Consider the following 25,752-nt stretch of genomic DNA (forward strand, 5'->3'; position numbering starts at 1 on the left):
CAGAAAAATTATCCCCTGAGCAAAACTCCCGACCATTCAGTTAGAATTACTCAGTTTTTTCGCCTCATTCGGCAAAAATTGGGGAGTCAAATTGAGTCCCCAATTTGGGAAAATGAAACAGCCCTGCCTTGGAAAGGGGGGAACAGGAGATCAAAGTCCCCCTTTTTAAGGCTATGCCCTGAGCCTGCCGAAGGGGGGATTTAGGGGGATCTAATCTGGGCTATAATCACCCGTTTTTGGCTGAAGTTGACACCAATGATTGCTAGATACCTAATCTTAAAAATAGCTAATCCATAACTATCCTTCTGAAAACAAGCATATCTTAACTGCCAAGGGCGATCGCTATCACATTATTTTTAACTGATTCCTTAACACAAATAGATGAGTTTGTCATCCCCTCAAAGTGATTTTGTAGCCAATTTTGTAGCTAGTCCCATCGTCTATTCCTAAAAGCATACTTCTAAAGATATACTTTTCTAGTCGGGCTCAGGCTAATTATCCCAGTCCACAGTCCCCAATTAACCATCACCAGTAATCAAGGATTAATCTCTATGACTACTTTTCAGGAAAAAACAGGTGCTCAAAATCCGTTAGATGCTGTAAGAACAGACGCACGGGGCTCTGCTAAACCCAGTTTTGCGGATCTTGACAAAGATGGGGACTTGGATGCCATTATTGGGGACTGGAACGGCACTCTCCAATACTGGCAGAATAATGGGGGGGTTTTCACTCAGCAAACGGGTGCTGCTAACCCCTTCAATGGTATAGATGTGGGTAATAATGCGGCTCCGGCTTTTGCCGATCTTGACAAAGATGGGGACTTAGATGCTTTTATTGGGAACAGACTAGGCAGTATCGAATACTTTCAGAACACCAATGGGAGTTTCACCCAGCAAACAGGTACAGCCAACCCTTTCAATGGTATCAGTGTGGAGGAGTCCACCCCTAGTTTTGCTGATATTGACAAAGATGGAGACTTGGATGCTTTTGTTGGGAGCAAATCAGGCACTATCGCATATTTTCAGAATACCAATGGCAGTTTCACTCAGCAAACAGGAACAGCTAATCCTCTCAATGGAGTCTTTGTTGGTTTCAATAGTGTCCCCAGTTTTGCCGATCTTGACAGAGATGGGGACTTGGATGCTTTTATTGGAGTCGGGAGTGGAGCGATCGAAAACTTTCAGAACACCAATGGCAGTTTCACTCAGATATTAAATCAACTCAACCCTTTCAAGTATCTAAATTTGGGTTCCGATAGTTTCCCCAGTTTTGGAGATATTGACAAGGATGGGGACTTGGATGCTTTTGTTGGGGCTGGTGGCGGCTTGATCCAATTCTTCGAGAACACTACACCTCCACCTCCACTCCAGATTAACGCTTTACTTCCGACTAATAATCAGCAACAAGTTCCCCTTGCTAATGACTTAATTGCTGATTTTAACCAAGATATTCTCAAAGGTGCTGGCAATATTGTTATTAAAGACAGTGCCGGGAATATTTTTGAAACCCTAGATATTAATTCACCTAATATTACAATTATTAATAACGAACTTGTTATTAACCCCACCAATAATTTAGCAGGACAAACCCAATACAGCGTTGAAATTGCTCAAGGTGCAGTTCAAAGTTTAGCTGGATTACCTTCTGGAGCAATAACTTCTCAACAGTGGAGTTTTCAAACCGTTGATAATATTGCACCCACCATTAGTTTTTTAACTCCCGCCGATGATAGTATCGGCAGAATAACATTATCTGGCAACTTAGTTATCGCATTCAACGAGAGCGTTTCTAAAGGCACTGGTAATATTGTTATCAAAAAAGTTTCAGATAATTCTGTTTTTGAAACGATATCGGTTACATCACCCAATATCAGTATTGCGACTACTGTTACTAATGGTAGATTCAGTAGCCGCGTGGTGATCAACCCCACAAACAATTTCGCATCTGAAACAGAATATTACGTTGAAATTGATAATACAGCCTTTAAAGATTTGAGCGGCAATGCTTTTGCCGGCCTGAGTGGAAATACGGCTTGGAATTTCAAAACTGTTGATCGCACACCTCCAGTCTTAACCAGTTTATCACCAACGGATAATGCCACAGGAGTTGCTGTAGGAGATAACTTAATTGTTACCTTTAATGAACCGATTCAGAAAAGTAATACGGGCAATGTCACAATTAAAAAATTATCAGATGGGTCAATTGTTGAAACCCTAGCGGTTAGTTCACCCAATCTCACCACCAATGGCAATCAACTGATTATTGACCCCACTGCCAATTTAGCTCCGGGTACAGAATATTATATAGAAATTGCCCCCGGAACCGTAGGCGATTTGGCTGCAATCGGCGCATTAGCCGCAAATCCCTTTATTGGAATTAGTGGGAGTACGGCTTGGAATTTCACAACCGTCCCCGATGCCGTTAACCTGTCCATAACCCCCACCACCGGAAGTGAAGCGGGAACCACCAGTATTACCGTCACCGCCACCGCCGCCCTTCCCGTTGTCGGCAACCAAACCGTTGATTTAGCGTTAAGCGGAAGTGCCACAGCCGCAGATTTTGCGGGTACTATCCCCAATAAAATTACCATAACCGACGGCAGCACCACCGGACAAGTCACCCTCACCATTGCCGACGACCTCGTAGATGAAATCGACGAAACAGGCACTCTCACCATTAGTAACCCCAGTGCGGGTATTGTTTTAGGGCCAACCACCACAGGCAATATCACCATTACCGACAACGACACGGCTGGTTTTGAAGTTCAGGCCATCAGTGGTAATACCAGCGAAGCCGGAGGGACTGCCAACTTTAGCCTCCGCCTCAAGTCTCAACCCACCGCCGACGTCACTCTCAGTTTCAGCAGCAGCAACACCGCAGAGGCAACCGTCCCCGCCACCCCCATCACCTTTACCCCCGCTAACTGGAACGTTTATCAAACCGTTACTGTTACTGGGGTAGACGATGCACCTCCGGTAGTTGATGGAGATAAAACCTACCAAATTGTTAGCAGCACCGTTACTAGCACCGACACCAACTACAGCAGCATCAAACCCCCCGATTTGATTGGTATCAACAGCGACAACGACAGCCCCAGAGTTACTATTACCCAAAGTGGAGGCAGTACGACCGTTACCGAAGGGGGAGCTAATGATACTTATACAATACAATTAGATACCGCACCTCTAGGTGATGTTACCGTTACCGTTACCTCTGATAACCAATCCCAAGTCAGCACCGATGGTACCACCTTCGGCAACAGCCAAACCGTCACCTTCACCCCCGCCAATGGTACGGCCGCTAAAACCATCACCGTCAAAGCCGTAGATGATACCGTACCCGAACATAACCACACCAGCAGTATTACCCACGCGATTACGGCCAGTGCCACGCCCAACTATCCCACTAGCCTAGCCATCGGCCCGGTGAATGCCCAAATTACCGATAACGATATTACCTACACTGTAGTTGGTAGCACTACCACGATTACAGAAGGCAATACAGGCAACCAAGTTATTACTTTTACGATTACTCGCGGGGGCGAAACCCAACAACCCAGTAGTATTGATTTCAGCTTGGGAGGAACCGCCAGCGCCGGAACAGACTACAATAACCCCAACGTCACGGGTACGGGAGTGAGTGCTACAGGTAGCACGATTAACTTTGCTGCCAACGCCACCACCGCCACCATTGCTGTCGAAGTGTTAGGAGATGCCCAAGTCGAACCGGATGAAACCCTCACCCTCACCCTCAGTAACGCCGGGACAGCTACTATTACCGGTTCACCCCTGAATGTTACCCTAACCAATGACGACACCGCCGGAATTGTTCTTAAACCCAAAACTGGATTAGCCACTACCGAAGCCGGAGGTCGGGATATCTTCAATGTCCGGTTAAGCAGTCAACCTAGCGCCGATGTCACCATTGGGTTAACTAGCGATAACACCGCCGAAGGCACATTATCAGCCAATAGCGTCACCTTTACCCCTAGCAACTGGAATATTGCTCAATCGGTGACTGTTACCGGAGTTGATGATAATAGTATTGATGGCAATAAAGCTTATAAAATTGTCACCGCAGCAGCTACTAGCACCGACACCAACTATAACGGCTTAGACTCTAACGATATCGGTGTTACCAACCTCGATAACGACGTCGCTGGGTTCACAATTTCCCCCATCAGTGGCAATACCACAGAAGCGGGAGGCACCGCCACCTTTACCCTCCAACTCAAAACCCAGCCCACCGCCGATGTCACCCTTCCTTTAAGTAGCGATAACACCGCCGAAGGAACCGTAGCACCTGCCAGTGTTACCTTTAATTCGACCAACTGGAATCAACCCCAAACCGTTACTGTTACCGGAGTTGATGATAGTATTGCCGACGGAAATCAAAACTATAATATTGTTACTGGAGCCGCCACCAGTACCGACACCAACTATAACGGCGTTGACCCTAACGATATTGGGATTGATAATATCGATAACGACGTGGCTGGGGTCACAATTTCTGCTATTAGTGGCAATACCACAGAAGCGGGAGGCACAGCTACCTTTACCGTTCAACTGAGCAGTCAACCTACGGCTGATGTTAGCTTTAATTTAAGCAGTAATAATCTCGGAGAAGGGTCTCTGTCTACGACCACCCTCACCTTTAATGCTACCAACTGGAATCAACCCCAAACCGTCACCGTTACTGGTGTCGATGATATTTTCTTTGATGGCGATAAAGCCTATAATATTGTCACCGCCGCCGTTATCAGTCAAGATCTTAATTATAACGGGATTGATCCGAACGATATCACCGTTACCAATAGCGACAACGACAGTCCTGGGTTCATCGTCGTACCCGTCGTCAGCAATACCACAGAAGCCGGAGGGACTGGAGGATTTGCTATCTATCTCAACGGTCAACCGACAGGCGATGTCACCCTTCCCCTCAGTAGTGATAACACCAATGAAGGCACTGTAACCCTGGCTGCCGTTACCTTTAATGCTACTAACTGGGATATCCCCCAAGTCGTTACGGTTCTGCCCGTCGATGACAATCTGTTGGATGGAGATAAAGCCTATAATATTATTACCGGAGCCTCTACCAGTACCGATACCCGATTTAACGGCATTGACCCCAACGATATCCCCTTCACCAACACCGACAACGAAACCCCCGCATTTATCATCTCCCCCATCAGTGGCAATACCACAGAAGCCGGAGGTGCAGCTACTTTTACTATTCAACTCAACGGTCAACCCACAGGCGATGTCACCATTCCCTTAAGCAGTGATAATACTGCCGAAGGTACTGTTGCTCCCGCTTCCGTTACCTTTAATTCAACGAACTGGAATACCCCCCAAATTGTCACCGTTACTGGAGTTGATGACACCGTTGTTGATGGGGATGCCACTTATAATATTGTTACCGGAGCATCCACCAGTACCGATACCCGATTTAACGGCATTGACCCCAACGATATTGCTGTTATCAATAGCGATAACGATGTCCTCCCCGTTGATACCACCCCACCAGTAGTGGTCAGTTTAACACCAACGGATGATGCCACAGGAGTAGCGGTAGGGGATAACTTAATCATTAAATTCAGTGAAGCCATTCAAATCGGTAGTGGTAATATCGTCATCAAGAAACTCTCCGATAACTCCATTGTCGAAACCCTGAATGTCAATTCCCCCAAAGTCAGCATCGGGACAAACAAAAAGGATAAAGTCGCCAGTCTACTCATCCTCAACCCCACCGCCGACTTAGCCCTAAGTACAGAATATTATGTAGAAATTGCCCCAACCGCCATTCAAGACAAAGCCGGAAATCCCTATAGTGGCATCAGTGGTAATACAACCTGGAACTTCAAAACCGTTGATGCGTCCCCAGCCATTCCCCCCGTCAACCTCTTCCTATCCCAAATCACAGGTAGCGAAGCCGGGACAACCAGTATTACCGTCACCGTCACCGCAGCAGCAGCCGTTATTGGCGACCAAACCCTAGACCTCACCTTAAGCGGAGATGCCAGCCTAGGGGATTTCGTCAGCCCCGTCCCCAACAAAATCACCATCCCCAACGGCAGCAGCAGTGGACAAGTCACCTTCACCATTACCGACGACAAACTCGACGAAATCGACGAAACCGCGACGCTGACCCTGAGTAACCCCAGCGCTGGAATAGTCCTAGGGCCAGACATTACAGACAGTTTCACCATCACAGATAACGATACAGCCGGATTTCAACTGCAACCCATCAGTGGTCATACCAGCGAAGCCGGAGGTCAAGCCAGCTTTGGCATCCGCCTCACCTCTCAACCCACAGCAGATGTCAACCTGAGTTTCAGCAGTAGCAACACCGCCGAAGGGACAGTAGCTGCCACCCCCATCACCTTTACCCCCGCCAACTGGGATAGTTACCAAACGATTACCGCCACCGGAGTCGATGATTTAAGTGCAGACGGAGATAAATCCTACGAAATTCTCAGCACCGTTACCAGTAGCGACAGCAGCTACAGCAGCCTCAAACCCGCCGATGTCGATGTCATCAACACCGATAACGACATCCCCGGAGTCACGATTACTCAATCAGGAGGCAGTACCGATGTCATTGAGGGGGGAGCAACCGATACATATCAAATACAATTAAATACGCAGCCCTTGGGGAATGTCGAAGTCACCGTCACCGCCGATGCCCAATCCCAAATCAGCTTAGATGGCGTTAACTTTGCGGCATCTCAAATTGTTAACTTCACTCCCGTCAACGGGATTATTCCCCAAACGATTACAGTCAGGGCAATAGATGATGGCGTTGCTGAACATAACCACACTAGCAGCATTACTCACGCCATTACCAACAGCACAGCCCCCAACTACCCCACAACTCGACCCATCGGTTCAGTCAATGCCCAAATTATTGATAATGATATTACCTACAATGTGATTGGCAGTACCACCCAAATCACAGAAGGAAATACAGGTAGCCAAGTCGTCAGTTTCACCATCAGTCGGGACGGTCATACCCAACAAGCCAGTAGCGTTGATTTCAGTTTTGGGGGAACAGCCAGCGTTAATAGCGATTACAATAACGTTAACGTGACGGGTACGGGAGTTACCGTGAGTGGCAGTACGATTAACTTTGCTGCCAATGCCACCACAGCCACAATTGCGGTCGAAATCCTGGGTGACACTGTTGTTGAACCGGACGAAACCTTAGAACTGAATCTCAGTAATGGGAATACGGCTGGGACAACGACAATTACAGGTTCTCCGGTGAGTCTGACCATTCAAAATGATGATGTCCTCCCCGTTGATACCACCCCACCAGTAGTGGTCAGTTTAACACCAACGGATGATGCCACAGGAGTAGCGGTAGGGGATAACTTAATCATTAAATTCAGTGAAGCCATTCAAATCGGTAGTGGTAATATCGTCATCAAGAAACTCTCCGATAACTCCATTGTCGAAACCCTGAATGTCAATTCCCCCAAAGTCAGCATCGGGACAAACAAAAAGGATAAAGTCGCCAGTCTACTCATCCTCAACCCCACCGCCGACTTAGCCCTAAGTACAGAATATTATGTAGAAATTGCCCCAACCGCCATTCAAGACAAAGCCGGAAATCCCTATAGTGGCATCAGTGGTAATACAACCTGGAACTTCAAAACCGTTGATGCGTCCCCAGCCATTCCCCCCGTCAACCTCTTCCTATCCCAAACCACAGGGAGTGAAGCCGGGACAACCAGTATTACCGTCACCGTCACCGCAGCAGCAGCCGTTATTGGCGACCAAACCCTAGACCTCACCTTAAGCGGAGATGCCAGCCTAGGGGATTTCGTCAGCCCCGTCCCCAACAAAATCACCATCCCCAACGGCAGCAGCAGTGGACAAGTCACCTTCACCATTACCGACGACAAACTCGACGAAATCGACGAAACCGCGACGCTGACCCTGAGTAACCCCAGCGCTGGAATAGTCCTAGGGCCAGACATTACAGACAGTTTCACCATCACAGATAACGATACAGCCGGATTTCAACTGCAACCCATCAGTGGTCATACCAGCGAAGCCGGAGGTCAAGCCAGCTTTGGCATCCGCCTCACCTCTCAACCCACAGCAGATGTCAACCTGAGTTTCAGCAGTAGCAACACCGCCGAAGGGACAGTAGCTGCCACCCCCATCACCTTTACCCCCGCCAACTGGGATAGTTACCAAACGATTACCGCCACCGGAGTCGATGATTTAAGTGCAGACGGAGATAAATCCTACGAAATTCTCAGCACCGTTACCAGTAGCGACAGCAGCTACAGCAGCCTCAAACCCGCCGATGTCGATGTCATCAACACCGATAACGACATCCCCGGAGTCACGATTACTCAATCAGGAGGCAGTACCGATGTCATTGAGGGGGGAGCAACCGATACATATCAAATACAATTAAATACGCAGCCCTTGGGGAATGTCGAAGTCACCGTCACCGCCGATGCCCAATCCCAAATCAGCTTAGATGGCGTTAACTTTGCTTCATCTCAAATTGTTAACTTCACTCCCGTCAACGGGATTATTCCCCAAACGATTACAGTCAGGGCAATAGATGATGGCGTTGCTGAACATAACCACACTAGCAGCATTACTCACGCCATTACCAACAGCACAGCCCCCAACTACCCCACAACTCGACCCATCGGTTCAGTCAATGCCCAAATTATTGATAATGATATTACCTACAATGTGATTGGCAGTACCACCCAAATCACAGAAGGAAATACAGGTAGCCAAGTCGTCAGTTTCACCATCAGTCGGGACGGTCATACCCAACAAGCCAGTAGCGTTGATTTCAGTTTTGGGGGAACAGCCAGCGTTAATACCGATTACAATAACGTTAACGTGACGGGTACGGGAGTTACCGTGAGTGGCAGTACGATTAACTTTGCTGCCAATGCCACCACAGCCACAATTGCGGTCGAAATCCTGGGTGACACTGTTGTTGAACCGGACGAAACCTTAGAACTGAATCTTAGTAATGGGAATACGGCTGGGACAACGACAATTACAGGTTCTCCGGTGAGTCTGACCATTCAAAATGATGACCTAGAAATTACACCAACCCCAACCCCAACCCCAACCCCAACCCCAACCCCAACCCCAACCCCAACCCCAACCCCAACCCCAACCCCAACCCCAACCCCAACCCCTGTACCCACGCCTGCACCGACACTGCCACCTATACCCACACCCACACCCCGGCCTACAGAAACACCAACACCCACACCAACCCCTACACCTGTACCTACACCAACCCCCACCCCGGTCGTTACTCCCGCACCGACACAAATTCCTACACCTGACTTTCAGGCTTTGGAAGATGCCCTCAAATCCTTGCCTGTTACTGTTTCACCCCAACCTACTCCCGAACCCACGACGGTTTATGTGTTTGACCCCACCCAGTTATACCTGGGAATCAAAATCAACGCCGATGCCCTCACGCCTCCGGCTACCGCTAACCCCGTTAACGGTACAGGGAATACCGATGATTTGGAAGCTACAGACAATCAGGATGTGATTTCTTCCGGTGGTGGTAATGATCAAGCCTTGGGCTTTAAAGAAAATGACTTTATCACTCTCGAATCAGGAAATAACACAGCTTATGGCGGTCAGGGGAATGATACTGTCGTCAGTGGTGACGGCGATGACCTGATTTACGGGGATTTAGGAAATGACCTGGTTCAAAGCGGAGACGGTAAAGATACAGTTTTCGGAGGTCAAGGCAATGATATTCTGCACGGGAATTCAGGAGATGACCTGCTTTTAGGCGGTGAAGACACAGATGTTTTAGAAGGGAATGAAGGTAATGATCTCGTCTTTGGTGGCCAGGGTATGGATTTTGTCAATGGAAATGAAGGAGATGATGTCCTGTTTGGTAATCAAGGTATTGACATCGTTTCTGGAGGCACAGGCAATGATACCGTCTATGGGGGTCAAGAAACTGATCTCGTCGATGGTAATGAAGGCAATGATCTGCTTTGGGGTGATTTAGGAGATGATCTCCTCGATGGGGGTACTGGAGAAGACCAACTCTTCGGGGGTGAGGGTAATGACATCCTCGTCGGTGCTGAAGGTCTGGATACCCTGACCGGAGGTAATGGCAATGATGAATTCTATATCGCCACTCAATTTGACACAGAAACAATTACCGATTTCCAAGATGGGTTAGACCGAATTGTTTTCACCGGAGGATTGACCTTTGCTCAGTTACAAATTACGTCGGAAAATGGTAATACCATTCTGACGGTAGCGAGCACTCAACAACAAGTGGCTAAACTCTTGGGTGTGAATAGTTCTTTGATTACGGCGGAGGACTTTTCCACTAATAATTCTCTCTAATTAAGCCATCGGGGGAGTTGATTTTCTCCCCCTAAAAATTTGTTAGAGCGATCGCCATACCCCTTAAAACCTGAATTCAGTATTTATTCGTAATTCGTAATTCGTAATTCGTAATTTCTTGTTCCCTGTTCCCTGCTATTAATTAAACCGAATTACGGTTTCTGCTTCGGTAAGATGGGAGGTATCACCCTTGAGTTCTAGTATCCATTGATTTTGATTTTGAACCAATTTGAATAAACAACATAAGGCGGCTTTCATCTCGTTTTCTTTTAAACTCGGAATCAATGCCATGGCTGTTCCTAATACAGAAGCACCATGTCCAACTAATAATAAATCATCCTGGGGAAAGGTTTTTACTAAACGTTTTACCGTGTCGGCGGTTCGTTTTAAACAGTCTTCCCAGGTTTCAGGATACTGAAAAACTCCGACAGGATAAGATAAATCAATTCTAGGGAATTTCTGAGCTAAAATTTCTGGGGGTAAGGTTTCAGGAAAACTCATCCAGTCAGGATTTAACCATTCTCCTAATCCCCAATCTAACTTAATCGATAAATCTAACCGTTCAGCAACAGCATTCGCAGTTTGGACTGTTCTTAGAAACGGAGAAGCAATAATTTGAGTAATTCCTTCCCCGACTAAACGATTAGCTAATTGTTTCGCTTGAATTTCACCATCCTCGGATAAATGGGGGTCATAACGTCGTTCTGCGGTATTAAACCAAGCGGGATTGACAAAATCAATCCGATTTCCATGTCGTGCTATCCAAATGGTTTGAGACATAATTCCGCTTTATATTGTTTAATCTAATATTCCATCCCCTTATGAACGCTACAGATGATCCCCCCAACCCCCCTTAAAAACGGGGGAGATGTGTAGCAAATATTTAGGGATTTCATATAACCCTACCAAGGACTGCCAATTAATGTAAATGCCGCCCAATAATAAGGATGGGAAAGGTTATCGATTCCCGGTTGTACAATTTCAGGGGGTAAAGATATTTCACCCCTTGATAACAATAATTCTCCCTGTTGTAAACGTACATCTCCCTTTAACATCCGAATTTGAGTTTGTTGTAAAGCTTTGGCTTTTGTGGAAGACGTTTTTAACTGTTGATAAAATTCACTCATTAAGGCTAAGGTTCCCGTATCACTAACATACCACAAACTGGCTAAAGCGGTTTTTACACCCGACTGAAAGGCTAATCCTGCAAATCCTAATTCTGCATCTTCATCCCCAACGGCTGTTTTACAAGCACTTAATACTAATAATTCAATCGGGGGATTCTTCCAATTAAACTGACCCATTTGATCTAATTTAAGTTGCTCATCCCAAAATTGAATATAGGAATTTCCAGGTTTTCCCGGCTTAAATTCTGCATGGGTCGCTAAATGAACAATTCTATAGGGACTGAAGCTTAACAGTTGTTTTAAATTATTGACTGTAAACCCTTGATTAAGATAAGATTGTCCTTCCCATTGTCCTAAATTCTGCGGATTTTCAATCGGAAGACGGATGATACCATTCATTCCATCCGAGTTAACAATTGTAGCTAACTCAAAAGGAACCGCAGGTAAGGGATTTTGATTTTTAAATTCTGAGGCTCCCATGGCTAAAACGAAAGCATCTTTTAGAGATTCATAATTTAGATTCATCAGATTAAAAGCCGGAATTCGAGTTAGAGAATATTTTTCAATTAAAAAACGCTCTCCATCATGTAAAACCCCTAGGGGAAGAGTTCGTAATCCCGCCCCTAAACAAAATAATAGGGTATCAATCTTTTCTGCTTCTAACTGCGGTTCAACGGGTTTAATAATGGCGTTATATAATTGTTGAGCAGGTTCAAGATAGGAACGACTTTGTAACTTGCGAGGATTAGTCAATTCTTGATATAAATTAATCACCCCAGTTTTCAACTGTTCTAGTTTAATATTCGATTGAATTTGACCCCAGGGTTCTTTTCCAGGGGTAATCAAAACGACGACTAATCCTTCAGGTTCAGGAACAACCCAAAGCACCCCCGGTTTTGTTCCGGTTTTTAAGCTAATTTGAGCTAAAATTTGAGCAATATCGGGAGCGGTGAGTTTGCTATCGGTTAAATTTTGACTAAAATAGCTTTCATAGTCCGATTCCCATTTCTTCTCGACCTGGCTAACCTGCGTCTTCCAATTGACACCACTGGCTATTAATTGGCTAGAGGTAGAGGCGAGTTCTGCTCGACTCAGGATACCCACAGACAACCCTCCTAAACCTGTCCCAGAGGTCGATAATCCCATCACGACTAAACCCAATAGGACAAGAGGAAAAGCTCGCCACATCCGTTTGTTAACCCGGTTTCTCGTCCAAAAATAACCCAGATGCTTTAAAATGTCTAAAAATAGAAGACAATAACGTTGTATTCTTTTCATAAGATTGAAATGGAAAATTGAAGGGGAGGGGATTAAAATCAATCCTCTTCCTCGTCTGAGTTTCAGCCTAGTGGTTGTTCAATCTAATCTAACGTCTAAATTCTCAAGTAGAATCAACGTTGCTAAAAATTTATATTAGCTCTCAAATATCCCCTGCTCTTGGGAGTGGGGAGTCTTAAACTTTAGTCTAAACGCTCACTGATCATTATGACGCCTTCCTCAAATTTTGAGACACCGGAATCTAACTCAAATTTAGAACCTATCTTAGATGAGCCTGTTGTTTTATCAGTAGAAACGGTACAAACGAATTCAACAACAGCAGAAGAAAATACACCTGTTTTCGATGAATCCGTTGATATTCCCCAACAGGATTTATCGCAGATAGAATATTATAATCCTCAAAAAATTAAGTCGAATCCCACCACAATTGTTCAGTCTGCAACCAATTCAGATGAAGATTTAGAAGAAAAAAAAGAATTTTTAGATGAAATTCCTGATGAAGTCGAAATGTCCTTATTTGACCATTTAGAAGAATTAAGACAACGGATTTTTTATTCCTTAATTGCGGTATTTATTGCCATTATTGGTTGTTTTACTATTGTTAATCCGATTGTGCACCTGTTACAACGTCCTGCGTCGGGAATTAAATTTGTTCAATTAGCTCCGGGAGAATATTTCTTTGTTTCTTTAAAGGTAGCGGGTTATAGTGGATTAGTCGCAGCAACTCCGTTTATTTTATATCAAATTACAATGTTTGTTTTACCGGGATTAACCCGCAAAGAACGCCGTTTATTAGTCCCAGCTTTATTAGGTTCTAGTCTATTATTTCTATTAGGTTTAGGCTTTGCTTATATAGCGTTAATTCCGGCTGCATTGAACTTTTTTATTAATTATGGTGCAGATGTTGTTGAACAATTCTTTTCCATTGAAAAATACTTTGAATTTGTTTTAGTCTTATTATTCTGTACCGGAATAGCCTTTCAAATTCCTGTGATTCAAGCTATATTAGGAGCCTTAAAAATCGTATCTTCCAAACAAATGTTATCCGGTTGGCGATACGTTATCTTAGGCGGAGCCGTATTAGGAGCCGTATTAACACCCTCCACCGACCCCTTAACCCAAAGTTTATTAGCAGGGGCTGTTTTAGGGCTTTACTTTGGCGGAATTTGGATTGTTAAACTGATTGAAAATACATCAGAATCTTATTCAAAATCTTATTCAAAATCAATCGACAAAGATTAACGCAAAATCGGAGGTTTTTGAGTTTTAGGTTGATTTAAAACTAAATCATATTGCGTTTGTAAATTCATCCAAAACTCAGGAGATGTTTGGAACGCTTGAGCGAATAACCAAGCGGTTTCAGATGTAATTCCTCGTTTTCCTGTGACAATTTCATTGATTTCCTGAATAGGAACTCCTAAATATTCTGCTAAAGCTGCTTGAGTTAAGTTCAAGGGAAGCATAAACTCTTCAAGTAAAATTTCCCCAGGATGGGTAGGAATTCGGTTTTTCCCTCTATTTCCTGTTCCCTCCTATAACGATTGACACAAAGCAGCTTTGCGAGAGTCAAATAACTGAACAATTCCATCCGTTACAGCTTTTTTTACATGATCATCACAACCTGCTAAAAATTCTTCATGGGTGATTTTATCCTGAAAAAATTCTTGCGCCCGGTTACGTTGATGGATAATTTCATCAAACCCTAAACATTTGACCATATAAGTTGCTAATGGAGAATTTTTAATATCATAGGATGAACTTTGGGTTCGCCCTTCTTCTAACAATGTTAAAACTTTTTGTTCCAATTCCGTTTTGGGTCGGTGAGAATTAAAATTAGGCGGTAAAAAATCCACTAAAGAAACGGCTGAAAATCCTTCAGTTGGCATTTCACCCATTAACGTTGAAACCGGAATCACTCGCCCAAATCGTAAGGATAACGCTTCTAAAAAGGCAATAGTAAATAACTTACTAGCTAAATACAAGCGCCCTACCTCAATATTTTTTCTAGCCCTTTCCACGAAAGCGTTATAGCTTAACTCATCAGGATAGCCTTGAAATTGATGAAAAATGATTTCGGGTTTAATAAAATTCATAAACCCTTCCATTTTTTGCAAAGCTGTCCGATATTGATTAATGGTGTAAGAACTGGAATTTTTGAGATAGTGATTCGTTTCCGGTAGCAAATTCCAAGTATTATCTAAAAATCGGGCTGCACTTTCATGGGCAAAACTTCCTACATCTCGATTAGAAAGTCTAACAGAACGTTTAACAGTTTCAATTAAATCTTCATCTGTTAATTTTAAACTAAAGGTTTTACAAACGTCCTTTAAACGTTGATATAAAACATCACTATTGCTTCCTAATTCAGTTTTTGGGCGAAAAGGAATCGTTGCTTCAATACAAGCCACCACTTGCACCAAAAACTCTAAAGGTAACAACGGTTCTAATACTTTGGTAGCCACTAATCCGCTCAAAAATTCATTTTGTCCACTCACGGGAGATAAAGTTTGACTGGGAGCAAAATCAAAGATTTGTCTAACCATTTCAAAACCTTCATCTGGAGGTAAGTCTTCCGCATCCCGAATCAGTAAATGTTCTCCAACTTGGCGAATAAACGGAGCAATATAATAAGTTAAATTAAAATTAACACTTTGATCCACCTGTACATAGACAACATCATGAAACAAGGCAGCTAAAACTTCAATCGGATCTTCCTCTCCCCCCACCTCAAAAATATGATTCGGGGTGTGAAAATAGCGCCAAGGCCCGGTCATCGTTTGTACAATCAGTTCTGCAATTTTAGGCAGTTCTGTCTCGTCACAATCAATTTCAAGCTTCTGCATCGCCCAGATTAGCTTTTCTAAGCACTGTTTGTTGTAGTCCGGTTCAAAACCCATGTTTACCAATACACCTTATATACTGAACTTAAATTATTGATATCTTATTATGCCTTTAGTTTTAATCAGATCAGACGTATAACCCCCTAAGTTGAGATCAAAACCGAGTTTAAGCTCCTAAGAGGTTGAAAATGAGCGAAATTCCAATTATTGCTACAAATGATGAAACAACAATGGATAAGATTTGCCCTAGTTGTGGATTCAACAATTCTCAGCAAGCAAAATTCTGTATTGAATGCGGCACTTTGCTCACAAACTCGGAATCGGTCAATAAACCCGAAATCTTATATCCTGAATCCAACAATAGCAAACCGTCGCCATTTCAGGAAGGAGGGTTTACACCCTTAATCATCAAACCGGAGGCACAGGTCAGGGAAAGATCCTCTGTTCTGTTTACACGACCCGCAGAACGCCGTTTACTCACGGTGATGTTTTGTGATTTAGTCGGGTCAACGGCCTTATCTGAACAACTTGACCCGGAAGAACTGCGAGAACTGATTCAAATCTATCAGGAAACCTGCGCCCATATAGTGATGCAGTTTGAAGGTTATATTGCCCAATATCTAGGCGATGGGATTTTAATCTATTTTGGTTATCCCATTGCCCATGAAGATGATGCTCAACGGGCGGTGAGGGCTGCATTGGGCATTATTGAAGCCATGGCGAGTCTCAAAAGCCGTTGTGTTCAAAATCGTTGTTTGAACTTAGCCGTGCGTTTGGGGCTGCATACGGGGTTAGTGGTGGTGGGAGAAGTGGGGGCGGGAAACAAACGGGAACAGTTAGCCATTGGCCAAACTCCGAATTTAGCCGCCCGCTTACAAGGTCTAGCCCAACCCAATATGGCCGTATTAAGTCAGAAAACCTATCAACTGGTGCAGGATATTTTTGAGTTTCAACCCCTGGGTTTACATTCTCTGAAGGGGATTTCTCAAGCAACACAAGTTTATCAAGTCCTGCGGGAAACAAACCATTGCCAACGAGCTAAAATTGCAGAAACCCGTGAAACTCCTCACATTGGTCGTCAACAGCAACTCGAACAGTTAAAAGCCATCTGGGAAACGGTGAAAACGGGACGAGGACAGGTGGTATTAGTCACTGGGGAAGCGGGAATGGGAAAATCCCGACTCATACAAGCCTTTAAACAACATCTGGCGACCGAAAATTATCGCTTACGAGAGTTATATTGTTCTCCCTATTATCAACATACGCCGTTTCATCCAATTCTTGAATTATTACGGGAGAGAATTTTGAATTTATGGCAAAAGGATTCTCCTGATCAAAAACTCAGAAAACTTGAAGAGTATTTAACTGAAAATCAACTTCCTGTCGCTGAAACTGTACCGCTATTTGCCCAACTGTTAGAAATTCCTTTAACTGAACCCTATACCCCTTTAAATTTATCGCCCCAAGCTCAAAAACAGAAAATTATAGAAGCAATGTTAGCGATGATTCGTCGTTTGGCGAGTCAACAACCTGTTTTAGTGATTGTCGAAGATTTACATTGGATTGATCCTTCGAGTTTAGAGGTATTAAATCGATTAATTGAAGCGGGATCAAATCTACCTATTTTAAGATTATGTATTTCTCGCCCAGGGTTTGAAATTAAATCCTTAGATTTTTCCCAAATCACGCAAATTAACTTAGATTATTTATCTTTGGAACAAACCACAGAAATTGTGAATGGAATTACCCTCGGAAAAGCTTTACCAGAGGTTTTAATGAAGTTAATTCTTGAAAAAAGCGATGGAATTCCTTTATTTGTAGAAGAATTAACCAAAATGGTTTTAGATTCAGGATGGTTAGAAGATCTGGGAGGTCGTTATGAGTTAGTCGGGTCAGTTCCTCGTTTAACCATTCCTGATACGTTAAAGGGATTATTAATGGAACGCTTAGATCGTTTAGAACACGCGAGGGAAGTGGCACAATTAGGGGCAACTATTGGTCGAGAGTTTAGTTATGAATTATTACAAATGATTGCTATTCATGAATTAACAGAACTAGGATTAGATGAAAATAAAATTATTCAAGGTTTACAGCAGTTAGTTGAAAGAAATTTACTGAATATCAAAGGGGAAATTCCGATTTCATCCTATAGCTTTAAAACCGTTTTAATTCAAGATGCTGCTTATGATTCGTTACTCAAAAGCACCCGACAACGCTATCATCGTCAAATCGCTCAAGCTTTAGAATCAAAATTTCCAGAATTCGCAGAACAGAAACCCGAATTATTAGCCTATCATTATACTAAGGCAGGATTACTAGAAATTGCCATTAATTATTGGCAAAAATCGGGAGATAAAGCCTTTAAAGCTTCTGCTAATGAAGAAGCGATCGCCCATTTTAATAAAGGATTATCTTTATTAAAGGATTTACCCGAAACTTCTCACCATTTAGAACAAGAATTACACTTACAGACAACTTTGGGAAAAGCCTTAATTGCCACAAAAGGATATGCGGCTTCTGAAGTTGAGACGGTTTATAAACGCAGTGAGGAGTTATGTCTAAAAATTGGAGATACTCCCCAAATTTTCTTGGTCTTGTGGGGATTATATAGTTATCATATCGCTAGAGCAGAATATCAAATTGCCCTTGAATTTGCCCATCGTTTAATGAGTGTAGCTCAACAACAACAGAATCCAATCTTTGAAATGGAAGCCTATTTTACGTTAGGATTATGTCATTTCTATTTAGGGGATTTAATCATCGCTCAAACCCATTGGGAAAAAGGGCTATTCTTATATCAACTTAATCCGAATAACTGTTATATTTGTTTAACCGGACAAGATGTAGGAATTGGCTTTTTAAGCTTTCTCTCTTGGAGTTCTTGGCTATTAGGAAATACTCAACAAGCGTTACACTATAGTCAACAATCATTAATTTTAGCTCATGAGCGATCGCATCCCTATAGTTTAGGCATGGCTTTGAGCCTAGCAGCCATGTTTTATCAATATTGTCAGCAACCCGAACTTGTTGAAAAATATGCAGAAGCCGCGATCGCTCTTTCCCAAGAACAAAGCTTTGAATTTTGGCTCGTTCATGGTAAAATATTAAAAGGTTGGATATTAGTAGAACAAGGCTATTTTGAAGCTGGAATCAATCAATTACAGGAGGGAATTACCGACCATGCTAAAATTGGAGGTCAGATTTCCCATACCTATTTTCTAGGATTAATGACACAAGCCTATACTAAAGGAGGAGACTATAATTCAGCCTTCAATATCTTGGAAAAAGCCTTAATTAAGGTTGAGAAAAATCAAGAACATTTTTGGGAAGCAGAACTTTATCGTTTACGGGGAGAACTAAATTTAAAGACAACTCAAAATTTAGAAGCCGCAAAACTAGATTGTCAAAAAGCGATTAGTATTGCTCAAAAACAACAAGCTAAAGCATTAGAATTAAGAGCTAAACAAGATTACGAATTATACTCATAAAATAGGAAAATGAAAACAGCATTTTTAGGTTTAGGGGTGATGGGTGGTTACATGAGTGCTAACCTCGCCAAAGCAGGATATTCTGTTAACGGTTGGAATCGAACGAGCGATCGCCCTGGTGTTAAAATAGCATTAGAAGCGGGGGCTAATATCGTTAATTCTATTCAAGAAGCCGTTACAGATGTTGATATTATTTGTACCTGTGTAAGCGATATTCCCGACGTTGAAGCCGTTATATTAGGCGAAAATGGCGTGATTCATTTTGCGAAACCAGGGGCAATTATTATTGATTTTAGTACCATTGGTTCAGCAGCAGCCCGACACATTTCTCAACAGCTTGAACCTGCTCAAATTCAATTCCTAGATGCTCCCGTTTCTGGCGGTGATATTGGAGCCAAAAACGGCACATTAACCATGATGGTCGGTGGAGATCAAACAATATTTGAAACCTCTAAACCGATATTAGAAACAATGGGAAAAAATATTCGGTATTGTGGAAATGTTGGCAGTGGTCAAGCCGTTAAACTCTGTAATCAAATTCTCTGTTCTTTAAATATGGTTGGCATTTGTGAAGCCATGTTATTAGCTGAAAAACAAGGCATTGATCCCAATTTAGTCGTTGAAATTTGTAGTACCGGAGCCGCCGGATCTTGGGCGTTATCGAATTTAGGGTTAAAAGTTGCTCACGGGGATTTTGAACCCGGTTTTATGATTAAACACATCTTAAAAGACCTCAGAATTATTCAAGAAATGGTCAATTCAGATCTTCCATTACCCGGTACAGAATTAGCCGATAAATTATTTAAAATGGTTAAAGAATTAGATCAAGGATTAGGCGGAAATCAAGGAACACAAGCGATGATTCGAGCGTATAAAGAAGGAGATAGGTAAATAGCGATCGCTCTGAGAAACCGGGTTTTTGAACAAAACTATGGGAAAACACCCAAAGCTTCAGAAAAAACCCGGTTTGTTTCTGGGAATAGGCGATCGCAAAATTCAGGCGAGGTTTATAACAGTTATCTGTAAATATCGGAAGTGTCTATACCTCATAATAGTAAAATAATTTATAATTTTAGCACAAATTTTATAAGCCTAAACAATAACGAATTGCTGTCTCAATTTCTACCATTTTACTTTGAGAAATTCGTCCTGCTGGAGTATCTGAAAAACGATTTTTATCTAAAGAACGGATTTGAAAACATAAAAATACTGTCTCCATTGTTAATCCACTTTCTGACGTAGAAACACGAACATTAGTAGGAAAATCACGGGTAATATTTTCGCCTTTTGTGCCGACAATTACAGTAATAACTAAGGGTAATTGATTAATCGAATCAATTGATAAAACTAATACAGGTCTTTGTCCGGCTTGTTCTCGCCCCTGAACCGGATTAAGATTAACAAAATAGATTTCGCCTCTTTGAATTGTCATAAATTGGTTAAACCATCCATCTCTGTTATCTCAAATTCCTGTTTAATTTTGTGAATTTCCGCTTGAATAGAGGGATCATTTGCCATCGCTTCTAGTTGTGTTGTTAAGTTAGAAACACTTATTTCTATTTCTTGATCTCCATAAATAGATTTTAATTGTTCTAAAAAGCTCTGATCAAGTTCACTAGCTTTTAAACGATAGGTAGTTAACATTTTGATTTATTTTTTTCTTAAATGAATAATAACCGAGATTTTTAAGAAAACCAGCTTCTGAAAAATGAAGACCCGAACGAAGAGCTTGCGAAAGCAGTAACTCCTGCAATTAGTTCATTTCTCATTGAAAACCTCCTTGTCTGGCTACCTAAAAAACAGATTACTCATCATTATACTCAGTATAAACACGAATTGGGTATAATCAACAACATAATTATTTCTTATTATTAGCCTTTGCAACATAAGACTTTTTTGTAAAAAACCGGTTTTTTCACAAGGTACCATCACTGAAAAGGGCGGGCGGGTTTATAACAGTTATCTGTAAATATCAGAATTGGTTACAGAACACGCCCTTGCATTTTCAACTAGAAAAATTAGCCATTTCTAAGGATTGATCAAAGTCAGTTAACTTATAGTCTGGAGATAAAGCTTCTGCATCTATTAGTTCTTTGACTTTATCAAAAATCAAAACTTCTTCTTGTTGTTGATCAGTTAATTTATCATAAAAATAAGGATGGGAAAACCATTGCTCAAAGGCAACTTCTAACAACCCATTGGGGTCAATTTTCAACCTCCAGTAGAGAGACATTCTGTTATCAACGACTTCAAATAACGGCGCAGGACTTCGCATCGGATAATATATATAGTTATCCTCGCAGATATAGTACCAAACCAGTCCTTGCTTGATATAGAAGGCGTAAACAGTATAGTCTTTGCCAACTGTTAGGGGAAATTCCATTTCTTTTTTGTAACCTCGTCTGGGATTGAGGTAACTTTCAGGAAGATATGATCCAGTATTAGCAATACAACGAATTTTCATAATTAGAATCTCTACAAATTTTTAGGGGCTGTTTTGGGATATTGACGTTTGAACTTAAATTCAACATTTTGACGAGTTTGACTGTTACGAAACCAGTGAACTTGTACAGATGCTCCATTAATCATAGAGTGTACAAGCAGAGAAACTGGGTTTTTGAACAAAACTATTAGGAAAACACCCAAAGCTTCAGAAAAAACCCAGTTTCTGGGAATAAATGTATGTTATTATGTTATAATATTATAATATTTACCATTATTTAATTCATTCAAAAATATTTAATCACTAAAGATTAGGGTCGATCAAAATGATTGAAAGCTCTAAAATTATGGAACTCAGCCAAGCTATTGCCCATGAATTTGATCCAAATAAAATCATTTTATTCGGCTCTTATGCCTATGGAAACCCTCAAGATGATTCTGATGTTGATTTGCTAGTAATTTTGCCTTATGAAGGGAGTAGTTTTAAGAAAAGTTGGGAAATTTTAAATAAAATTAAGCCTAATTTTTCTATAGATTTGTTAGTTAGAACTCCTGTAGAGATCACGCAAAGACTGGCTTGGAATGATTTTTTTATTCGAGAAATTATCGAAAAAGGGAAGGTGATTTATGAATCCCCTAACCATTGAATGGGTTGATAAAGCAGAGGGGGATTTTACTACAGCTTTAAGGGAATTACGAGCCAGAAAATCTCCTAACTATGATGCAGCCTGTTTTCATGCTCAACAGTGTGTTGAGAAATATCTGAAAGCCCGTTTACAAGAAGCAGGTATTATTTTTACAAAAACCCATAATTTGACTGTTTTATTAGATTTACTTTTACCTGTAGAACCGGGTTATGATAGTTTTCGTCTCAAACTTTTAGCTTTAACTTTGTTTGCAGTTGCTTATCGTTATCCGGGTGCTTCTGCTGGTAAAGATACAGCCCGTGAAGCTTTAGATTTTTGTAAGGAAATTCGGCAAGAAGTTCGGTTAAGTTTGGGTTTAAATCCTTAAAACAGCGCTCTTGATTAGAAACCGGGTTTTTCCTGAAGCTTCAAGTGTTTTCCCATAGTTTTGTTCAAAAACCCGGTTTCTGGAGGCGATCGTAAAAGGTCAAAAGTACCCCAATAAAAATCATTCAAGACATTATATTGATCGCAAAATTAAGAGATGTTAGGACGTTAATCTCACCTTGGGACGGTTAACAGTATTGGGAAACAATTGATAAAGTTGAGTTTGACGATCTTGTTGTGATTCTTCTGACCAATTCCATAAACTTTCATAGAAAAAGAAAGACACCCCAGCAAAGTTTCGGCGACGAATTTCGGTGATTTGTTGTTTGATGATTTTCATTGAAGTTGAACGATTTTTTAATCCGCTTAAAATTCCAATTGCAACGGGAATATGATCTTTTGCTAAGGTCACTTCTGAACGGTCTAACTCTGTAATAAATCGATTCAAATCAGAACGATAAATTTGTAAAACCAGTTCTTCTATCCATCCTTTTCGTTCCCAGGTAAACCAATCTTGTAAATAGGCGGGTAAGGCAAAATGTAGAGGATTAGGAGATAAGGAAACAATACAATTAGGTTTAATAGATTTAATGGTTTCAAAGGTTCTTTTCATCAATTGATTGATTTTATCAGCCCGCCATCGTACCCAATAGGTTTCATAGAAATCGGAAGAGGGGGATTGTCCATTATGTTCCTGTTGATATAATTTCACGGTATAATCATCATAGCCAAATTCCGCAGGTAAGCCAAAATGATCATCAAATTGAATCCCATCAATCTTATAATTTTTAACAATTTCTGTGATCAGTTGTAGAATAAAGTTTTGAACGTCTGGGTGAAAAGGATTTAACCAAACTCGTTCTTCAACGCCTTCTTTTTTAATGGTACTGCCATCTTTTCGCTGGGTGATCCAATCTGGATGTTTTTTGACTAATTCAGAATTTGCAGAGGTCATTAACCCAAATTCAAACCAAGGAATTACGGTAAAACCTTGTTGATGTCCTTGAGTTACAATTTCCTGCAACATATTTCTATTTTTTAATCCAGGATGAGGATCAATAGAAACTCCAAATTCTCGTTGAGTTACCGCACTGGGATACAGGGTATAACCCCCTTGCCAAACCGTCGGATACAGGGTATTAAAATTGATGGATTTTAACCGTTTTAATCCAGAGGTTAAAGCTTTAGGAGAATATAAAATATCGCTATCAACATTCGTTAACCAAACGCCTCGAATTTCTGAGGAAGGAGGTAAACTTTGACCCCAAGAAGGGTGAAAATTAATGACTAATAAAATAGCGATCGCTAAACTCAAAAAAATATAAATACTATTTATTTTTAAATTTAAAAAAGATAGAATAAAATATTTGTTATTTTTAAAAAGCAAGTAGAAATCGTTAAACTTTAATTTCATGGAATTTAGTTAAATTAAGGTATAATGTTTTCTGTCTCAACCTAATATTTAAACGATTCAGTTGAGATCATTAGAGATAATTTACATTAAAAGTCTCAGATTCAGGGAGGGAGGATAATTGAAAATTTAGAAAAAAATTTACAAGAAGTTAAGGTTATACGATATAAATGATCCAGTTAATCTTAACTGACAACTGAGGTCAATTTTATGAACGAATTCCAAGCTCACCGGATTCGAGAAAATAATAGCACAAATATTGTATTTAACTTGTTTAACACTAATCCTTCCTTTTATAATCAACCTGAAATTGCTATTACATTCAACCCTGACCAACAAATTCTCTCTTCCCTTCCCCAAGGTAGGGAGGCTGAAACGACTACTACCAACGCCTCTCTATTGTCTACTCAGTTTCTTCCCAGGGGGTTAGAAACAATTGTTGAACCTCCTACTCCCGTCATTCCCCAACCTCAGCCTCCTGTAACCCCTCCTATTCCGACTCTTCCTCCATCTCCTTCCCCCCCCCCCACAACTCCCACCCCGACAACTCCCACACCAACCACTCCTACCCCCACAACTCCCACACCAACCACTCCTACCCCCACAACTCCCCCCACACCAACCACTCCCCCCACACCAACCACTCCTACACCGACAACGCCAACCCCAACCACTCCCCCCACACCGACCCCGATAACAGCACCTCTGGTTCAAGGAAGTGAGGGGAATGATAATCTATTAGGAACTGAGAGACAAGATTTGGTAGCAGGTTTAGGCGGAGATGACACTATTTTAGGATTTGCTGGGGATGACTCCCTCAATGGCAATAGTGGCAATGATATTATCTATGGCGGTCAAAATAACGATACCCTGGTTGGAGAAGGGGGGAATGACCTGTTACAAGGAAATAAAGGCGATGATTTTATTAATGCTGACGCTGATAACGATACGGTTTATGGGGGGATTAATAATGACACTCTCTTGGGTGAGGATGGTCGAGATCTGATTTTTGGCGATAACGGGGATGATAGTATTGATGGGGGACTTCGCAGCGATACCCTCTATGGCGGACAAGATAACGACACCATCGCGGCGGGAGATGATGATGATGTCGCCTATGGGGGTCAGGGTCAAGACTCCCTTGAAGGGGGTAAAGGCAATGATTGGCTCCAGGGAGATCAGCAAAATGATATTGTCGCTGGTTCCAGAGGAAATGATTGTCTTTATGGGGGTCAAGGGGATGATACCCTAATCGGAGGAACCGAGAATGACTTCCTCAGTGGGGATAAAGACAATGATATTTTAATCGGCGTTGACCCCAGTTCTCAACCTGCTGGATTTGTTGAAATTGATACCTTGAGTGGGGGAATTGGAAATGATACCTTTGTTTTAGGGGATGCCACTCAAACCTATTATGTCAATGGGGGTGGTAGTGAAATCGGGTTTGTGGATTATGCACTGATCCTTAATTTTAATCCCCAGGAAGATGTATTGCTCTTAGGCCCTGGTAATTATTTAGCCGCAGGTTCCCCGGAAAATTTACCCCAAGGAACTGCGATCTATTTATTAACCGGAGAAGAAACAGAATTAATTGCCATTCTCGATGGTGTCACTGATTTTAAATTTGATGCCAATATTGGTCAACCGGGTAGTCCGATTCAATTTGCAGGGGGAAGTACAGAAACCACAACATAAACATCAACAACTGCTTTTAAATTAGGGAATAGGATCTACGAATTAACAAATAACTTTTCTTCCTGTTCCCTGTTCGTTGCTATCA

At 41.9% G+C, this 25,752-nt stretch carries 15 protein-coding genes; 7 read left to right on the forward strand and 8 right to left on the reverse strand.

Features of this window, described 5'->3' with window-relative positions; all coding sequences use genetic code 11:
• Nucleotides 1-551 precede the first annotated feature (551 nt).
• The gene (locus H6G57_RS27235) at nucleotides 552-10,373 is read left to right on the forward strand and encodes an Ig-like domain-containing protein (RefSeq protein WP_190524728.1); all 9,822 of its coding nucleotides are present in this window, start codon (nucleotides 552-554) and stop codon (nucleotides 10,371-10,373) included.
• A 138-nt stretch (nucleotides 10,374-10,511) separates the two neighbouring features.
• On the opposite strand, the gene H6G57_RS27240 is transcribed toward H6G57_RS27235, so the two are convergent.
• On the reverse strand, nucleotides 10,512-11,153 hold the full coding sequence (locus tag H6G57_RS27240) for a histidine phosphatase family protein (RefSeq protein WP_190524730.1): 642 nt from the start codon (nucleotides 11,151-11,153) through the stop codon (nucleotides 10,512-10,514).
• 122 nt (nucleotides 11,154-11,275) lie between these two features.
• A complete protein-coding gene (locus tag H6G57_RS27245) occupies nucleotides 11,276-12,778 on the reverse strand; it encodes a CHAT domain-containing protein (RefSeq protein ID WP_190524732.1) in 1,503 nt (500 codons plus the stop codon).
• Nucleotides 12,779-13,204: 426 nt separating this feature from the next.
• Here H6G57_RS27245 and tatC point away from each other — a divergent pair, with 426 nt between their 5' ends.
• A complete protein-coding gene (gene tatC, locus H6G57_RS27250; protein WP_309236067.1) occupies nucleotides 13,205-14,020 on the forward strand; it encodes a twin-arginine translocase subunit TatC in 816 nt (271 codons plus the stop codon).
• On the opposite strand, the gene H6G57_RS27255 is transcribed toward tatC, so the two are convergent.
• Entirely contained in the window at nucleotides 14,017-14,280 is a 264-nt protein-coding gene (locus H6G57_RS27255) for a HigA family addiction module antitoxin (RefSeq protein ID WP_309236068.1), read from the reverse strand. The two genes, tatC and H6G57_RS27255, sit on opposite strands and share 4 nt — an antisense overlap.
• Before the next feature lie 30 nt (nucleotides 14,281-14,310).
• Nucleotides 14,311-15,675, reverse strand: coding sequence for a hypothetical protein (locus H6G57_RS27260; protein WP_190524738.1), 1,365 nt, complete (start codon nucleotides 15,673-15,675; stop codon nucleotides 14,311-14,313).
• A 131-nt stretch (nucleotides 15,676-15,806) separates the two neighbouring features.
• On the opposite strand from H6G57_RS27260, the gene H6G57_RS27265 reads away from it, so the two are divergent.
• Both H6G57_RS27265 and H6G57_RS27270 read left to right on the forward strand, forming a co-directional pair.
• Entirely contained in the window at nucleotides 15,807-19,106 is a 3,300-nt protein-coding gene (locus tag H6G57_RS27265) for an adenylate/guanylate cyclase domain-containing protein (protein WP_190524740.1), read from the forward strand.
• A 9-nt stretch (nucleotides 19,107-19,115) separates the two neighbouring features.
• A complete protein-coding gene (locus H6G57_RS27270) occupies nucleotides 19,116-19,997 on the forward strand; it encodes an NAD(P)-dependent oxidoreductase (RefSeq protein ID WP_190524742.1) in 882 nt (293 codons plus the stop codon).
• Between the two features lie 193 nt (nucleotides 19,998-20,190).
• Here H6G57_RS27270 and H6G57_RS27275 read toward each other — a convergent pair whose 3' ends face one another.
• The 3 genes from H6G57_RS27275 to H6G57_RS27285 all read right to left on the reverse strand — a co-directional run bounded on the left by H6G57_RS27275 (nucleotide 20,191) and on the right by H6G57_RS27285 (nucleotide 21,570).
• Complete coding sequence (locus H6G57_RS27275; RefSeq protein WP_190524744.1) at nucleotides 20,191-20,538, reverse strand: type II toxin-antitoxin system PemK/MazF family toxin; 348 nt, start codon at nucleotides 20,536-20,538, stop codon at nucleotides 20,191-20,193.
• Complete coding sequence (locus H6G57_RS27280; RefSeq protein WP_190524745.1) at nucleotides 20,535-20,750, reverse strand: hypothetical protein; 216 nt, start codon at nucleotides 20,748-20,750, stop codon at nucleotides 20,535-20,537. The genes H6G57_RS27275 and H6G57_RS27280 overlap by 4 nt, the downstream gene beginning before the upstream one ends.
• 361 nt (nucleotides 20,751-21,111) lie before the next feature.
• Nucleotides 21,112-21,570 (reverse strand): hypothetical protein, encoded by a 459-nt coding sequence (locus H6G57_RS27285; RefSeq protein WP_190524747.1) that lies wholly within the window; start codon nucleotides 21,568-21,570, stop codon nucleotides 21,112-21,114.
• Between the two features lie 304 nt (nucleotides 21,571-21,874).
• On the opposite strand from H6G57_RS27285, the gene H6G57_RS27290 reads away from it, so the two are divergent.
• Nucleotides 21,875-22,195: a nucleotidyltransferase domain-containing protein gene (locus H6G57_RS27290; protein ID WP_190524749.1), complete on the forward strand. Its 321-nt coding sequence runs from the start codon at nucleotides 21,875-21,877 to the stop codon at nucleotides 22,193-22,195.
• Complete coding sequence (locus H6G57_RS27295) at nucleotides 22,176-22,562, forward strand: HEPN domain-containing protein (protein ID WP_190524751.1); 387 nt, start codon at nucleotides 22,176-22,178, stop codon at nucleotides 22,560-22,562. The genes H6G57_RS27290 and H6G57_RS27295 overlap by 20 nt, the downstream gene beginning before the upstream one ends.
• Before the next feature lie 159 nt (nucleotides 22,563-22,721).
• Here the strand turns inward: H6G57_RS27295 and H6G57_RS27300 are convergent, their stop codons facing one another.
• Nucleotides 22,722-23,975 (reverse strand): glycoside hydrolase family 10 protein, encoded by a 1,254-nt coding sequence (locus tag H6G57_RS27300; protein WP_190524753.1) that lies wholly within the window; start codon nucleotides 23,973-23,975, stop codon nucleotides 22,722-22,724.
• 207 nt (nucleotides 23,976-24,182) lie between these two features.
• On the opposite strand from H6G57_RS27300, the gene H6G57_RS27305 reads away from it, so the two are divergent.
• Nucleotides 24,183-25,667 carry a calcium-binding protein gene (locus H6G57_RS27305; RefSeq protein WP_190524756.1) on the forward strand — a complete coding sequence of 495 codons (1,485 nt, stop codon included), beginning with the start codon at nucleotides 24,183-24,185 and terminating at the stop codon, nucleotides 25,665-25,667.
• Nucleotides 25,668-25,752 lie beyond the last annotated feature (85 nt).

The sequence above is a fragment of the Planktothrix sp. FACHB-1365 genome (assembly GCF_014697575.1).
Lineage (GTDB): Bacteria > Cyanobacteriota > Cyanobacteriia > Cyanobacteriales > Microcoleaceae > Planktothrix.

What these genes read in the sequence shown, in the direction of transcription:
- H6G57_RS27260 (WP_190524738.1), bottom strand. Translation starts at nt 15,675, where the DNA reads ATGGGTTTTGAACCGGACTACAACAAACAGTGCTTAGAAAAGCTAATC.
- H6G57_RS27240 (WP_190524730.1), bottom strand. Translation starts at nt 11,153, where the DNA reads ATGTCTCAAACCATTTGGATAGCACGACATGGAAATCGGATTGATTTT.
- H6G57_RS27265 (WP_190524740.1), top strand. Translation starts at nt 15,807, where the DNA reads ATGAGCGAAATTCCAATTATTGCTACAAATGATGAAACAACAATGGAT.
- H6G57_RS27275 (WP_190524744.1), bottom strand. Translation starts at nt 20,538, where the DNA reads ATGACAATTCAAAGAGGCGAAATCTATTTTGTTAATCTTAATCCGGTT.
- H6G57_RS27290 (WP_190524749.1), top strand. Translation starts at nt 21,875, where the DNA reads ATGATTGAAAGCTCTAAAATTATGGAACTCAGCCAAGCTATTGCCCAT.
- H6G57_RS27235 (WP_190524728.1), top strand. Translation starts at nt 552, where the DNA reads ATGACTACTTTTCAGGAAAAAACAGGTGCTCAAAATCCGTTAGATGCT.
- H6G57_RS27295 (WP_190524751.1), top strand. Translation starts at nt 22,176, where the DNA reads ATGAATCCCCTAACCATTGAATGGGTTGATAAAGCAGAGGGGGATTTT.
- H6G57_RS27285 (WP_190524747.1), bottom strand. Translation starts at nt 21,570, where the DNA reads ATGAAAATTCGTTGTATTGCTAATACTGGATCATATCTTCCTGAAAGT.
- H6G57_RS27245 (WP_190524732.1), bottom strand. Translation starts at nt 12,778, where the DNA reads ATGAAAAGAATACAACGTTATTGTCTTCTATTTTTAGACATTTTAAAG.
- H6G57_RS27280 (WP_190524745.1), bottom strand. Translation starts at nt 20,750, where the DNA reads ATGTTAACTACCTATCGTTTAAAAGCTAGTGAACTTGATCAGAGCTTT.
- H6G57_RS27300 (WP_190524753.1), bottom strand. Translation starts at nt 23,975, where the DNA reads ATGAAATTAAAGTTTAACGATTTCTACTTGCTTTTTAAAAATAACAAA.
- H6G57_RS27305 (WP_190524756.1), top strand. Translation starts at nt 24,183, where the DNA reads ATGAACGAATTCCAAGCTCACCGGATTCGAGAAAATAATAGCACAAAT.
- H6G57_RS27270 (WP_190524742.1), top strand. Translation starts at nt 19,116, where the DNA reads ATGAAAACAGCATTTTTAGGTTTAGGGGTGATGGGTGGTTACATGAGT.